13 protein-coding genes are annotated in these 13700 nt (G+C 70.8%); 6 read left to right on the top strand and 7 right to left on the bottom strand.

Features of this window, described 5'->3' with window-relative positions:
• Positions 1-84: 84 nt before the first annotated feature.
• Positions 85-666 (bottom strand): TetR/AcrR family transcriptional regulator, encoded by a 582-nt coding sequence (locus QQ657_RS32210; protein ID WP_284746042.1) that lies wholly within the window; start codon positions 664-666, stop codon positions 85-87.
• Positions 667-758: 92 nt separating this feature from the next.
• Here QQ657_RS32210 and QQ657_RS32205 point away from each other — a divergent pair, with 92 nt between their 5' ends.
• From QQ657_RS32205 to QQ657_RS32180, 6 genes are all read left to right on the top strand, one after another.
• Positions 759-2219, top strand: a complete 1461-nt coding sequence (locus QQ657_RS32205; protein ID WP_284746041.1) for an aldehyde dehydrogenase family protein — start codon at positions 759-761, stop codon at positions 2217-2219.
• A 35-nt stretch (positions 2220-2254) separates the two neighbouring features.
• Positions 2255-3823, top strand: a complete 1569-nt coding sequence (locus tag QQ657_RS32200; protein ID WP_284746040.1) for an amino acid permease — start codon at positions 2255-2257, stop codon at positions 3821-3823.
• Between the two features lie 9 nt (positions 3824-3832).
• Entirely contained in the window at positions 3833-5491 is a 1659-nt protein-coding gene (gene betA / locus QQ657_RS32195; RefSeq protein WP_284746039.1) for a choline dehydrogenase, read from the top strand.
• A gap of 181 nt (positions 5492-5672) precedes the next feature.
• A complete protein-coding gene (locus QQ657_RS32190; RefSeq protein ID WP_284746038.1) occupies positions 5673-5993 on the top strand; it encodes a bifunctional 3-phenylpropionate/cinnamic acid dioxygenase ferredoxin subunit in 321 nt (106 codons plus the stop codon).
• Complete coding sequence (locus QQ657_RS32185) at positions 5990-7132, top strand: NAD(P)/FAD-dependent oxidoreductase (protein ID WP_284746037.1); 1143 nt, start codon at positions 5990-5992, stop codon at positions 7130-7132. Before QQ657_RS32190 ends, QQ657_RS32185 begins: the two co-directional genes overlap by 4 nt.
• 38 nt (positions 7133-7170) lie before the next feature.
• A complete protein-coding gene (locus QQ657_RS32180; RefSeq protein ID WP_284746036.1) occupies positions 7171-7671 on the top strand; it encodes a putative immunity protein in 501 nt (166 codons plus the stop codon).
• Between the two features lie 5 nt (positions 7672-7676).
• Here QQ657_RS32180 and QQ657_RS32175 read toward each other — a convergent pair whose 3' ends face one another.
• The 6 genes from QQ657_RS32175 to pdhA are packed head-to-tail and all read right to left on the bottom strand — an operon-like array spanning position 7677 to position 13631.
• Positions 7677-8717 (bottom strand): class I SAM-dependent methyltransferase, encoded by a 1041-nt coding sequence (locus QQ657_RS32175; RefSeq protein WP_284746035.1) that lies wholly within the window; start codon positions 8715-8717, stop codon positions 7677-7679.
• Positions 8718-8774: 57 nt separating this feature from the next.
• On the bottom strand, positions 8775-9770 hold the full coding sequence (locus tag QQ657_RS32170; protein ID WP_284746034.1) for a coiled-coil domain-containing protein: 996 nt from the start codon (positions 9768-9770) through the stop codon (positions 8775-8777).
• Entirely contained in the window at positions 9767-10315 is a 549-nt protein-coding gene (locus QQ657_RS32165; protein WP_284746033.1) for a hypothetical protein, read from the bottom strand. Before QQ657_RS32165 ends, QQ657_RS32170 begins: the two co-directional genes overlap by 4 nt.
• 55 nt (positions 10316-10370) lie before the next feature.
• Positions 10371-11573 (bottom strand): dihydrolipoamide acetyltransferase family protein, encoded by a 1203-nt coding sequence (locus QQ657_RS32160; RefSeq protein WP_284746032.1) that lies wholly within the window; start codon positions 11571-11573, stop codon positions 10371-10373.
• On the bottom strand, positions 11566-12561 hold the full coding sequence (locus tag QQ657_RS32155; RefSeq protein WP_284746031.1) for an alpha-ketoacid dehydrogenase subunit beta: 996 nt from the start codon (positions 12559-12561) through the stop codon (positions 11566-11568). Before QQ657_RS32155 ends, QQ657_RS32160 begins: the two co-directional genes overlap by 8 nt.
• Entirely contained in the window at positions 12561-13631 is a 1071-nt protein-coding gene (gene pdhA / locus QQ657_RS32150; RefSeq protein ID WP_284746030.1) for a pyruvate dehydrogenase (acetyl-transferring) E1 component subunit alpha, read from the bottom strand. The genes QQ657_RS32155 and pdhA overlap by 1 nt, the downstream gene beginning before the upstream one ends.
• Between the last annotated feature and the right edge of the window lie 69 nt (positions 13632-13700).

The raw sequence follows: 13700 nt of genomic DNA, 5'->3' as shown, positions 1-13700 counted from the left end.
ATCAGAACCCGCACTCGCGTGATTGGGGCCGTAACTCGCGAGTTCCGGCCCCAATCACGCGAGTTCCGTGCTCGATCACGCGAGTTACGGGTTGGCGGGGCCGTGGATGGCTCGGCGGAAGAGGGTTTCGATCTCGTCGCGGGTCGGGCGGGGGTCGGCCAGGGCCGCCTGCATCAGGAGGCCGCAGAACAGGCCGGCCAGCAGGCGGCCGGTGAGGGGGTCGGTGCGGGAGCCGAAGAACGCGATGAGCGCCTGGTCCCACGCCGCGCTCGCCGCCCGCAGCCGGGGGCGGTGCAGGGCCGCGACGTACAGGTCGTACTCGACCACCGTGTCCCGGTACTGCTCGTTGATGTACCCCATGACCAGCTCCGCCAGCGCCGCCGCGAAGTCGGCGTCCGGCGGGAGCGCCGACTCCCACTCCTTCAGCTCGTGGACGTTCTTCTCGGCGGCCTCGTGCAGGGCCACCTCCAGCAGGTCGTCCAGCGTCGCGAAGTGGTAGGTCGTCGAGCCCAGCGGCACCCCCGCCGCGGCCGCGACCGAGCGGTGCGTGACCCCGTCGATCCCCCGCTGGGCGACGACCTCGACCGCCGCCTTGGCGATCCGCGCGCGCCGCTCGGGGTCGTTCGGGCCGCGGCGCCTGCTCGCGCCGGGTTCGGTCTTCGTCATCGAAGCCCCCTTGTGGACATCTGTACACGCTTCGCGTACAAATGTACGCACTCAACGCCCCCAGCAGCCACTACCGATCCGGGAAGGGCCGCATGAAGGACCTCTACGTCGACGGCGTCTGGTCGGACGCCGAAAGCCACTCCGATGTGCTGAACCCCGCCACCGGCCAGGTGATCGAGCAGGTCGCCGAAGCCGGGCGCGAGGAAGTGGACGCCGCGGTCAGAGCGGCGAGGAAGGCCTTCGACGAGGGTCCGTGGCGCCGGACCACCGCCACCGAGCGCGGCGAACTGCTCCGGCGCACCGCCGACCTGCTGGTCCGCGACCGCGAAGAACTCGCCCGCACCGAGAGCCTCGACACCGGCAAGACGCTGGGTGAAGGCCGTATCGACATCGACGACGTGACGAACGTCTTCCGCTACTACGCCGACCTCGCCGGCAAGGACGCCGGACGCCTGGTCGACGCGGGCAGCGCGACCGTCGTCAGCCGGATCGTGCACGAGCCGGTCGGCGTCTGCGCGCTCATCGCGCCGTGGAACTACCCGCTGCTCCAGATGTCCTGGAAGGTCGCGCCCGCCCTGGCCGCGGGCAACACCGTCGTGCTCAAGCCCAGCGAGGTCACGCCGCTGACCACGATCAAGCTGGTCGCCCTGCTCGAGGAGGCCGGCACCCCACCGGGCGTCGTCAACCTCCTGCTGGGACCGGGGCACGTCGGCGCGGCCATGGTCGAGCACCCGGCCGTGGACCTGGTCTCCTTCACCGGCGGCTACGCGACCGGCGAGAAGATCATGACGGCCGCCGCGAAGGGCGTCCGGCGGGTCGCCCTGGAACTCGGCGGCAAGAACCCGAACGTGGTCTTCGCGGACGCCGATTACGACACCGCCCTCGACTACGCGCTGATGGCCGCGTTCGTCCATTCGGGACAGGTCTGCTCAGCGGGCGCGCGCTTGATCATCCAGGATGGGATCCATGACCGGTTCGTGGCGGACCTCGCCGCGCGCGCCGACCGGATCCGGGTCGGCGACGGCCTCGATCCCGGCACCGAGACGGGCCCGCTCGTCTCGGCGCAGCACCGCGCCAAGGTCGAGGGGTACATCAAAACAGCGATCGAAGAAGGCGCGACGCTCCGAGCGGGTGGCTCGCGCCCCGAAGGCGCGCGGTACGAAAGCGGTTTCTTCCTCCGCCCGACCGTGTTCTCGGGCTGCACCAGGGACATGGCGATCGTTCGGGAAGAGGTCTTCGGCCCGGTCGTCACCGTGGAACGCTTCACCGAAGAGGTCGACGCGATCGCGCTGGCCAACGACACCGAGTACGGACTCGCCGGGGCCGTGTGGACGTCGGACGCGTCCCGCGCCCAGCGAGTCGCCGGGGCCCTGCGCCACGGCACCGTGTGGATCAACGACTACCACCCCTACCTGCCGCAGGCGGAGTGGGGCGGGTTCGGCCGATCCGGCATCGGCCGCGAGCTCGGACCGTCCGGGCTGGCGGAGTACCAGGAGAGCAAGCACGTCTACCAGAACATCGATCCCGTTCCGCAGCACTGGTTCAAAGGCTGAAACACCTCCCCCACCCACCACGTGAGGACGTTGCCATGACCACGCAAGAAAAGCCGGCGGGCGGGGGGCCTGCCCCGGACGACAGTTCCGAGCTCGAGAAGTTCGGCTACCGCCAGGAACTCGAACGCTCCCTGGGCTCCTTCTCCAGCTTCGCCGCCGGGTTCAGCTACATCTCGATCCTGACCGGCGTGTTCCAGCTCTTCTTCTTCGGCTTCGGTTCGGGCGGGCCGGCGTTCATCTGGACGTGGCCGCTGGTCTTCATCGGCCAGGCCGCCGTCGCCCTCTGCTTCGCCGAGCTCGCCGGGCAGTTCCCGCTCGCCGGCTCGGTGTACCAGTGGGCGAAACAGATCGCGAAACCCGCGACGTCCTGGCTGGCCGGCTGGATCATGATCATCGGCGCGATCGTCACGGCCGCGGCCGTCGCGGTGGCCTACCAGATCATCCTGCCGCAGGTGTCGACCGCGTTCCAGATCGTCGGCAGCGATGACGACGCCGGCCTGACGTCCACGCCGGGGGGCGCGCAGAACGCCATCATCCTGGCGCTCATCCTGGTCGTGTTCGCCACGGTCGTGAACCTCATCGGCGTCAAGCTGATGGCGAAGATCAACAACTTCGGCGTCGCGGTGGAGCTCGGCGCGAGCGTGCTGCTCGTGATCGCGCTCGCCATCCACATCAAGCGCGGCCCGGGCATCGTCTTCGACACCCACGGCACCGGTGAAGGTCACACGTTCGGGTACCTCGGGGCCTTCCTGGTGGCGTCCCTCATGAGCGCCTACGTCTTCTACGGCTTCGACACCGCCGGTTCGCTGGCCGAGGAGACGACGCAGCCGCGGCGGCACGCACCCCGCGCGATCCTGCGGGCGATCACCGCCGCGTTCATCGTCGGCGGGCTGATGATGCTCGTCGGCATGATGGCCGTCGGCGACCTCAACGCCAAGGAGCTGAGCACGTCCGGCATGCCGTACCTGCTGAAGAGCACCCTCGGCGAGGGCCTCGGCGACGCCTTCCTGATCTGCTCGGCGATCGCGATCACGGTGTGCTGCCTGGCCGTGCAGACCGCGGCGATCCGGATGACGTGGGCGATGGCCCGCGACGGCCGGCTGCCGTTCAGCAAGGCGATGGCCAAGGTGTCGCCGCGCTCGAAGACGCCGGTCGTGCCCGCGCTGCTCACCGGCGGCCTCACCATCGTGGTGCTGCTGATCAACCTCGGCAACCAGCGGGCGTTCTTCATCCTGACCTCGACCGCGATCATCCTGTTCTACATCCCCTACCTGATGGTCACCGCGCCGATGCTGATCCGGCGGCTGCGGGGCGGCTGGCCGCGCCCGGACCACGGGCCGTACTTCAAGCTCGGCCGCTGGGGCACGCTGGTGAACCTGGTCGCGGTGCTCTACGGCGCCGCGATGACGGTCAACCTGATCTGGCCCCGCGCCGAGGTCTACGGCGACGACCACTGGTACTTCCAGTGGGGCGCGGTGATCGTCACCGGGCTGATCGTGATCATCGGTGCGATCATGCTCTACATCCGGCGCGGCACCTGGGGTTCGTCGCACACGAGCCCCGAGCACATGCCGGACAACGCCCCGGATTCACTGCCCGGCTGAGGAGGACGCATGAGTTCCGATACCTACGACTTCGTCATCGTCGGCGGTGGCTCGGCGGGCTGCGCGCTGGCGAACCGGCTTTCCGCGGACCCGAACAACAAGGTCCTGGTGCTGGAAGCGGGGCGGTCCGACTACAAGTGGGACGTCTTCATCCACATGCCGGCCGCGCTGACCTTCCCGATCGGGTCGAAGTTCTACGACTGGGGCTACCGCAGCGAGCCCGAGCCGCACATGAACCGCCGCCGCATCTACCACGCGCGCGGCAAGGTGCTCGGCGGGTCGTCCAGCATCAACGGGATGATCTTCCAGCGCGGCAACCCGCTGGACTACGAGCGCTGGGCCGGCGACCCCGGGATGTCCACATGGGATTACGCGCATTGCCTGCCGTACTTCCAGCGCATGGAGAACTGCCTCGCCGATGCGCCGGACGGGCAGTGGCGCGGCCACGACGGACCGCTCGAACTGGAACGCGGCCCGGCTTCGAATCCCTTGTTCCAGGCCTTCTTCGACGCCGCCGAGGAAGCGGGTTACCCGCGCACCGACGACGTCAACGGCTACCGGCAGGAGGGCTTCGCGGCCTTCGACCGCAACGTCCGAAAAGGACGGCGGCTCTCGGCCGCGGGCGCGTACCTGCACCCGGTGGAGAACCGGCCCAACCTCACGGTGAAGACGCACGCGTTCGTGTCGCAGATCCTCTTCGACGGCACCCGCGCGATCGGCGTCGAGTACGCCGAAGGCCGGGGCGTGCCGGGTGAGGTGTACGGCAAGGAGATCATCCTCTGCGGCGGAGCGATCAACAGCCCGCAGCTGCTGCAGCTCTCCGGCGTCGGCAACGCGGCGGACCTGGAGAAGCTCGGCATCGACGTCGTCAAGGACCTGCCGGGCGTCGGCGAGAACCTCCAAGATCACCTGGAGGTGTACATCCAGTACGCCTGCAAGGAACCCGTGTCGATGCAGCCGTCGCTGGCGAAGTGGAAGCGGCCCTACATCGGCGCGCAGTGGCTGTTCCTGCGGAACGGCCCGGCCGCGACCAACCACTTCGAGGGCGGCGGGTTCGTCCGGTCCAACGACGAGGTGAAGTACCCGAACCTGATGTTCCACTTCCTGCCGGTGGCGATCCGCTACGACGGGTCGGCGCCCACGGAAGGCCACGGCTACCAGGTGCACGTCGGCCCGATGTACGCCGACACCCGCGGCTCGGTGAAGCTCACCTCGACCGATCCGCGGCAGCACCCGGCGATCAAGTTCAACTACCTGTCGACGGAGAACGACCGCAAGGAGTGGATCGAGGCCGTGCGGGTGGCGCGGAAGATCCTCAACCAGTCCGCGATGGGCCGGTACAACGGCGGGGAGATCTCGCCGGGACCGTCCGTCGAGACCGACGAGGAGATCCTCGACTGGGTCGCCAAGGACGCCGAGACGGCGCTGCACCCTTCGTGCACGGCCAAGATGGGCGTGGACGAGGGATCCGTGATCGACCCGCAGACCATGCGGGTGCACGGCACCGAGGGCCTGCGCGTCGTCGACGCGTCGGTCATGCCCTACATCCCCAACGGCAACATCTACGCGCCGGTGATGATGACCGCCGAGAAGGCGGCCGACCTCATCCTCGGCAACACCCCGCTCGCCCCGATCAAGACGCCGTTCTACCGGCACGGGGAGAGCTAGCCCGGACGTCGTAGCGCCCGTACCGCCATCCCCGGTACGGGCCTTCGGCATGCCCGGATTATCCGTTAGCGGGTAACAAAACTACCGGGGCGTACCCCCTTGACGACGTCCGATGTGGGACTCAGACTTTGTTGCGGATCACAGTCGATGTTCCCTTATGCGCAACAGTCTCGGAGGACTCATGATTCGCGCGTGCACCGTCGACGAGCTGCCCCCGGGTGAGTCCGTCCGGATCCCGGGGTCGCCCGCCATCGCGGTGTTCAACACCGAGGACGGGGAGCTGTACGCCATCGACGACACGTGCACCCACCAGGACGCCTCCCTGGCCGACGGCTGGCTCGAGGGCTGCTTCGTCGAGTGCCCGCTGCACGCGGCGCTGTTCGACCTGCGCACCGGCATGCCGAGCTGCCTCCCGGCGAAGGAGCCGGTGCGCACGTACTCGGTGCTCGTCGACGAGGGCGTCATCTACGTCCAGGGTGTGGCTCGCGAGGACGCCGCGTGAAGCGGATCGCGGTCGTCGGCGCGTCGCTCGCCGGGGTCCGCGCCGCGCAGGAGCTGCGTGCGCAGGGCTACGACGGCGGCATCGTGCTGATCGGCGAAGAGCAGCACCTGCCCTACGACCGGCCGCCGCTGTCCAAGGCGTTCCTCGCCGGGACGGCCTCGCCGGCGTCGCTGGAGCTGCTCGACGCCGGCGACCTGGCGTCGCTGGCGCTGGACTTCCGGCTCGGCGTGCGGGCCACGGCCCTGGAACCGGGGAACCGCCGGGTGCTCCTTTCGGACGGCGGTTCCGTGCACGCGGACGGCGTCGTCATCGCCACCGGCGGCCGCGCCCGCACCTTGCCGGGCTTCGAAGCCGCCCACACGCTGCGGACGCTCGACGACGCTCTCGCTCTGCGTTCGGCGCTGGTGCCCGGGGTCCGCGTGGCGATCGTCGGGGCCGGGTTCATCGGGGCCGAGGTGGCCTCGACGTGCCGTTCTCTCGGCCTCGACGTGACCGTCTTGGAGGCTTTGGCCGCGCCGTTGGCGCCGGTGCTGGGCGCCGAGCTGGCGGCGGTGTGCGCCCGGCTGCACGCCGACCACGGCACGGACCTGCGCTGCGGGGTGTCGGTGGCCGGCATGGACGCGGCCGGCGTCCGCCTGGCCGACGGTGAGCTCGTGCCGGCCGACGTGGTCGTCACGGGTGTCGGCATGACCCCGGTGACGGACTGGCTGGCCGGCTCGGGGTTGACGGTCGGCAACGGCGTCCACACGGACGCGGGCCTGGTGACGGAGCTGCCGCAGGTGGTGGCGGTGGGCGACGTCGCGCACTACCACTCGGCCGGCGTCGGGCGGCGGCACGAGCACTGGACGAACGCGTCCGAGCAGGCCCCCGTGGCGGTGGCGAACCTCCTGGCGGGGCAGACGTCGCGGACGTACACGCCCAGCGGGTACGTCTGGTCGGACCAGTACGCGGGGACGCTGCAGCTGGCCGGGCACCCGCGCCCGGACGACACGCTTTCGTTCGTGGACGGCGATCCGTCGTCCACGTCGTTCGTGGCGGTGTGGCAGCGCGACGGCTCGACGGTCGGGGTGTTCGCGTTGAACAACGCCAAGCTGTTCAACCGCCTGCGGCGTCCGCTTCGCCTCCCGGCGGCCGTCTGAAAGTCTCAACCGGGGTTTCAAAGATACGCTTCACCCACATGGAGCTGACTCTCGACGAGCTGCGGGCGTTGACGGGCTGGGCCGCCGACTGCGCTTCGCGGGCGCTGCCCTTGTACGAATCGCGGGTCCCCGGCGATCCACGTCCCCGGGAAGCGATCTCGGCGGCGCAGGAGTTCGCTTCGGGTGCTCCGCGCACGAAGCTGCTTCGCACGGTGGCGTGGGCCGCGCTGTCCGCGGCGGGCTCGGCTCCCGACCCCGCCGCCTCGGCCGCCGCACGGGCGGCCGTCGGTGCGGCGGGTGCGGCGTACTTGCACCCGTTGGCATCGCCGCACCAGGTGAAGCACATCGTCGGGCCCGCGCAGCAGGCAGCTCGGGCGAGCGAGCTGGCCGGCGGCGACGCGGAAGCCGAGATCCGCTGGGCCCTCGACCACGCACCCCCGGCGGTCAGCGAAATCCTGCGCCGCTTCCCGGAGGGCAAACCCGGCCGGACCCGCCTGGGCGAACTGCACCGCCGGCTCGAGTCGGCCCTCCGCGCCTGAGCGGATCAGGTGAGGCTGGGACGTTCGACGACGACGGTGGCCATCAGCGAGTGCCCGACGCCGAGGCCTTGCTGGGCTTGCTGCTCCCACGCGAACAGTGCCGCCGCCAGCTGCTTCGCGTGCTCAGCCGAAGGCAAGCCCTCTCCGTCGCGGGCGGCCGTGGTGATGATCCGGTTCCAGCGTTCGGCGAAGGTCGCGAAGAACCTCTCGACCTGTCGTGGCGCGTGTCCGGCGGGAGGCTCGAACCGCAGTTGCGCGGGGGCGACGTCGGTGTTGCCGCGGGCGAGTTCGTTGAGGAGGGTGCGGTAGGGCGGGATCTCCGGGTTGAAGGACCGGGTGGCGGTGTGCCGGCCGGCGAGGACGGACCGGTCGGTGAACGTCGTCCCGCTCAGCCGGGCACCGGCCCGGGCCGCGGCTTCGACGAGCGCCTCGTCGAGCGATCCGCGGTCGAAGAAGCTCATCTGGTCGTGGAGGGTTTCGGTCGCGTCCTCGAAGAAGCTCATGTTGTACGACCAGCGGGTCTGCGGCCACATCGGCGTCCACTCGACCGAGTAGCGGCCGAGGACGTCGACGATGATCACCGCGCTGTCGCGGGTTTCGACGATCCGCCGCATGAGGCCGGTCAGGACTTCGACGACACCCTCGTGGGGCAAGTGGGAGTAGGGCACGCCGCAGGACAGGTAGAGGTCGAAATCACCCGCGGGCGGCCCGGACCGCATGTCCGCGACGGCGAACCTGGCCGGCCGTCCGGCGTGGAGCGAGCGTGCCGTTTCGATCATGTCGGGGTCGATGTCGACACCGAGGTAGTCGAGGGTGTGCTCGCCGGTCAGCGGGCCGAGGGCGCCGTGCCGCTCGGTCAGCAGGGCCAGGCCGTCGCCGGCGCCGCACCCGACGTCGAGCACCCGCAGCGGCCGGCCGGGCTCGGGCCGGATCCGGGTGATGGCGTCACGCAGCACTCGGTGGGTGACGATTTCTTCCAGCATCGTCTTGACCGGATCGCGCCGCTTGGGCGACGTGTAGTGGGCGGTTGCGTCGCGGTAGGACATGATCGAAACGTAGTTCATCGCCGCCGCCGGCCGGTGTGGAATTCGCGACGCGGGACGCTACAGCGCCAGCTCGTCGAGGTCCGATTCCAGCCTCGCCCGCCAGGTCCACCGCCGCTCGGCCGTGTCCGTGCCCTCGCCGGCCGGCGGGCCCAGCGGCAACGCCGGGTCGACGATCCCGAACGTCACCCGGTAAGCCAGCACCGAAGCCGCCGTGCGGATCCACGCGTCACCCGCTGCCCCGGCGGGCGGGGACACCCCCAGCGCGTGCCCGAACCACGTCGGCAGCAGCGCGTTCGACCCCAGCGCGTCCGTGATCCGGGTCCGCAACCGCACCTGCAAGTCGTGCCACGCGCGCTCGGCGCGCTCCAGCTGCGGCACGATCCGCGCCTCGACCGCGTCCGCCTCGCGCAACGCCAGGCGAGCCTGCTCGGCCGCCTCCGATGCCGCCGGGATCTCCTCGTCCAGCAACGTCCGGCGCCGCGTCGACAACGCCCGCAACCGGGACTCCGCATCGCCTCGGGCGCGAGAAGCACGGTCCGTCGACGCCAGGACGCGCATAACTTCGAGCAGGTCGGCGTCGCAGCGGGTCTGCGCCTCGTGCACCGAAGCCAGCCGCGAGATCTCCTGCTCTTGCCGGGCTCGCTGCTCCTTCGTGACGAGCTCCTTGTGCAGGTCGTCCCAGCGCGCCGCCTCCCTCGCGAGCGCCCGGGTCTCCGCGCCGACGTCGTCGAGGTTGATCTGCGGGACGCCGTCGGCCACGCGCACCGCGCGCTCGAGAGCCCGGACCTGCTGCTGCAGCCGTTCCAGCTGCCGGCCCAGCAGGTCGATCCGGTCCTCCTGCCGGTGCGCGCTGCCGCGCTCGAGCCGGTCGGTCAGGTCCGTGAGGTCCTGCCGCAGCCCGCGGTCGCGGTCGTCGGACTCCTCGACGGCCGTGCGCAGCCCGTCGACCGCCGCGAACAGCTCGTCGAGGTCGCGGCGCGTCGAGTCGGCGGGCTCGGCGTACTCCTGCGTGAACTCGGGATCGTCGCCGTAGGTCGCGTAGCCGTGGCTCACGGGATCCGGCTTTCCCGCCACAGCAGCCCGCACGTGACCGCGACGCCCAGCGCCAGCAGGATCGTGCAGACGACGGCCCCGGACCACGGGACCAGCGCGCCCACCAGCAACGCGGCCGTGACACTGCCCGCCCACGCCGCCCGCGTCCGCTCGCGGATGACGTCACCGACGCGGCGGACCGGCCCGAAGCCGATCCACAGGCCCGCCGCGAACAGCGGGACGAGCGCCAGCAGCCACACCGGCGACAGCACGTCGAACAGCACCAGCGCCGCGGCGGCCAGCGGCAGCAGTACCGGCGCGGCCGCGAAGTAGACGACCGCGCGCTGCGTCGCCGCGTGCCGCGACTCCAGCTCGGCGTTCGCGAGCCGGTGCTTCGCATCGTCGAACGCCACTTCGGAGTCGAGCAGCCGGTGGGCCGTCGCGACGAGCTCGTCCATCGCCTCGACGTCGGCGGGCGGGGTCGCCAGCCCGTCCCGCAGGTCCTGCTTGAGCCGGCCCACGCGCGCTTCCGCCTGGTCCCGGTCGTGCTGGGCTGGAGTCGTCACGCGAACACTTTAAGTGCCACGGCCGTCACCAGCGGCCAACGCGGCCGGTGAGTCGCTACAGCTCGCCCAGGGCCGTGACCGGCGATTCGACGCAGTCCGCGACGAACCGCAGGAACCCGCCCGCCGTGCCGCCGTCGCAGACGCGGTGGTCGAAGGCCAGCGTCAGCTCGCAGACCTTCCGCACGCCCAGCGCGCCGTCGACCACCCACGGCCGGTCGATGATCCGGCCGATGCCGAGGATCGCGGCCTCGGGGTGGTTGATGATCGCGGCCGAACCGTCGACACCGAAGACGCCGTAGTTGTTGACGGTGAACGTGCCGCCGGTGAGGTCCGCGGGCGCGAGCTTGCCGTCGCGCGCGGTGCGGGCGCGGTCGCCGATCGCCGCCGAGAGGTCCCGGGTGGACAGCTCTCCCGCGTCCCGCACGACCGGCACGACGAGCCCGCGGTCGGTCTGCGCGGCGAAGCCGAGGTGGATCTCGTCGAGCAGCACGATTTCGTCGCCCTCGACGCGCGAGTTCAGCTCGGGGTACTTCTTCAGCCCCGCGACGGCGAACCGCGCGATCAGCCCGAGCAGGCTGACCGGCCGGTCCGTCTTGGCGTTCAGGGCCGCCCGCGCGGCGACCAGCCCGGACGCGTCGACGTCCACCCAGACCGTGGCCTCGGGGATCTCCCGCCGGGACGTCGTGAGCTTGTCGGCGACGGTCTTTCTGATCCCGGTCAACGGGATGCGCTTGCCCTTCGCGGCGGGCTTCTTCGGCGTCGAAGGTTTCAGCACCGCCTCGACATCGGCGCGGCGGATGATCCCGTCCGGGCCGGTGGCGGCGACCGTCGCGAGGTCGATCCCGTTGTCCGAAGCCAGCTTCCGGACGAACGGCGAGATGACGCCGGGAGCCTTGGCCTTCGGGGCGGCGGGAGCTTCGACGCGGCGGACGCGCTTGCGGCGGGTCGTCGGCGCGGTCCCGTAGCCGATGAGGACGTTGCCGCTCCCGGCGGATGTGGAGGACACTGTGACACCCGGCTCGGCGAACCCGCCGACGGACAGCAGCGGCGCGCCGACCGGCAGCAGCTGTCCCGGCTCGCCGTGCAGCGCGGACACCACGCCGGCGAACGGCACGGGGACCTCGACCGCGGCCTTCGCCGTCTCGACCTCGACGACGATCTGGTCGACCTTGACCGTGTCGCCGATCGCGACGTGCCAGGTGAGGATCGCCGCCTCGGTCAGGCCCTCGCCGAGGTCCGGCAGCAGGAAGTCAGGCACCGGCCACCACCGGGGTGTCGGCCCACTGCAGGCGCGCGATCGTGTCGAGGATCCGGTCGACGTCGGGCAGCATGTGCCGCTCGAGCTTCGGCGCGGGGTAAGGGATGTCGAGCCCGGTCACGCGCAGCACCGGCGCGTGCAGCTGGTGGAAGCACTGCTCCGTGACGCGAGCGACGACCTCGGCGCCGTAGCCGCCGAAGCCGGCCGCCTCGTGGACCACGACGGCCCGCCCGGTGCGGCGCACGGACGCCGTCACGGTCTCGTCGTCGAACGGGCTCAGGGACCGCAGGTCGACGACCTCGACGTCCCAGCCTTCGGCCGTCGCGGCTTCGGCGGTCTCCATGGCGGTGGCGACCATCGGGCCGTACGCGATGAGCGTGACGTCCTTGCCGGTCTTGCGGACCACGGCTTTGTCCATGGCCGGGCCGGTGCGCGTGAAGGTGACCTCTTCGCCCGACCAGTAGCGGGCCTTGGGCTCGAGGAACACGACCGGGTCCGGCGACTCGATGGCGTCGCGGAGCAGGTCGTAGGCGTCCTGTGCGGTGCCCGGCGTGACGACGCGCAGGCCCGGCGTGTGCGTGTAGTAGACCTCGCTGGAGTCGCAGTGGTGCTCAACGCCGCCGATGCCGCCGGCGTAGGGGATGCGGATCACCATCGGCAGCGAGAGCGCGCCGCGCGTGCGGTTGCGCAGCTTCGCGACGTGCGAGGTGATCTGCTCGAACGCCGGGTAGGCGAAGGCGTCGAACTGCATCTCGACGACCGGCCGGAACCCGCCCATCGCCATTCCGACGGCGAACCCGACGATGCCGGACTCGGCCAGCGGCGTGTCGAAGCAGCGGTCCTCGCCGAAGTCGGCGGTGATGCCGTCGGTGACCCGGAAGACGCCGCCGAGCGTGCCGACGTCCTCGCCGAAGACCAGCACGCGGTCGTCGTCCTTGAGCGCGTCCCGCAGCGCCGCGTTGAGCGCCTGCGCCATCGTGGTCGTCATCAGGCCTCCAGCTCGGCCGCGACCATCGCCCGCTGGCGCTGCAGCTGGCGGGTCGGCTCGGCGTAGACGTGGTCGAACAGGGACATCGGGTCGAGCTCGGTGTCGGCGTTCAGGGTGTCGCGGACGGACTGGGCGAACTCTTCGGCTTCGGCGTGGCAGAGCTCGATTTCGTGCTGGGTCAGCGCGTCGCCGAGGTAGGTCTCGAGGCGCTTGAGCGGGTCCGCTTCGCGCCACTTCGCGACTTCGTCCGCGTCGCGGTAGCGGGTGGCGTCGTCGGCGTTGGTGTGGGCGTCGATGCGGTAGGTGTGGGCCTCGACGAGGACCGGGCCCTTGCCTTCGCGGGCGTGCTTCACGGCGTCGTCGAGGACGGCGAGGACCGCGACGGCGTCGTTGCCGTCGACCTGCTCCGAGCGCATGCCGTAGCCGATGCCCTTGTACGCCAGCGCGGGCGCGGCGCTCTGCTTCTCGAAGGGGACGGAGATGGCGTAGCCGTTGTTCTGCACGAAGAACACCACGGGCGCCTTGAAGACGGCGGCGAAGTTGAGCGCTTCGTGGAAGTCGCCTTCGCTGGTGGCGCCGTCCCCGATGAGCGCGAGCGCGACGGCGTCTTCGCCGCGTCGCTGCATCGCGTGCGCGAGACCGGCGGCGTGCAGGGTCTGCGTCGCGAGCGGAGTGCACTGGGGCGCTACGCGCGTCTCGGTGGGGTTGTAGCCGCAGTGCGCGTCGCCGCGAAGCAGCGTCAGGACTTCGCCGGGCTTCAGGCCGCGCGCGACGAGGGCCACCGAGTCGCGGTAGGTGGGGAAGAGCCAGTCGTTGTCCTGGAGGGCGAGCGCGGCGGCGACCTGGCAGGCCTCCTGGCCGGCGCTGGAGGGGTAGACGGCGAGGCGGCCCTGCTTGGTGAGGGCGGTCGCCTGGACGTCGAACCGGCGGCCCAGGACCATCAGCCGGTAGGCGGCTTTCAGGCGGTCTTTCGCGGGCTCGGCGTAGTCGCCGTGCTGGTCGGCGCGCGTCCCGTCCTCGGCGACGAACCGCACCGGCGACGCGGACGGCAGCAGGGTCTCCACGGCCATGGCGCACACCACCTCTCGCAGACATATGATGCTGAAATGGTGATTCTCGGCGGTCTTCTGTTCAAGGGT

This window comes from Amycolatopsis ponsaeliensis (assembly GCF_030182635.1).
GTDB classification, from domain to species: Bacteria; Actinomycetota; Actinomycetes; order Mycobacteriales; family Pseudonocardiaceae; genus Amycolatopsis; species Amycolatopsis ponsaeliensis.
The sequence above is the reverse complement of the archived record's forward strand: the minus strand, read 5'-3'. Positions and strand labels throughout refer to the sequence as shown.

What these genes read in the sequence shown, in the direction of transcription:
- QQ657_RS32200 (WP_284746040.1), top strand. Translation starts at nt 2,255, where the DNA reads ATGACCACGCAAGAAAAGCCGGCGGGCGGGGGGCCTGCCCCGGACGAC.
- pdhA (WP_284746030.1), bottom strand. Translation starts at nt 13,631, where the DNA reads ATGGCCGTGGAGACCCTGCTGCCGTCCGCGTCGCCGGTGCGGTTCGTC.
- QQ657_RS32190 (WP_284746038.1), top strand. Translation starts at nt 5,673, where the DNA reads ATGATTCGCGCGTGCACCGTCGACGAGCTGCCCCCGGGTGAGTCCGTC.
- QQ657_RS32155 (WP_284746031.1), bottom strand. Translation starts at nt 12,561, where the DNA reads ATGACGACCACGATGGCGCAGGCGCTCAACGCGGCGCTGCGGGACGCG.
- QQ657_RS32210 (WP_284746042.1), bottom strand. Translation starts at nt 666, where the DNA reads ATGACGAAGACCGAACCCGGCGCGAGCAGGCGCCGCGGCCCGAACGAC.
- QQ657_RS32180 (WP_284746036.1), top strand. Translation starts at nt 7,171, where the DNA reads ATGGAGCTGACTCTCGACGAGCTGCGGGCGTTGACGGGCTGGGCCGCC.
- QQ657_RS32205 (WP_284746041.1), top strand. Translation starts at nt 759, where the DNA reads ATGAAGGACCTCTACGTCGACGGCGTCTGGTCGGACGCCGAAAGCCAC.
- betA (WP_284746039.1), top strand. Translation starts at nt 3,833, where the DNA reads ATGAGTTCCGATACCTACGACTTCGTCATCGTCGGCGGTGGCTCGGCG.
- QQ657_RS32175 (WP_284746035.1), bottom strand. Translation starts at nt 8,717, where the DNA reads ATGTCCTACCGCGACGCAACCGCCCACTACACGTCGCCCAAGCGGCGC.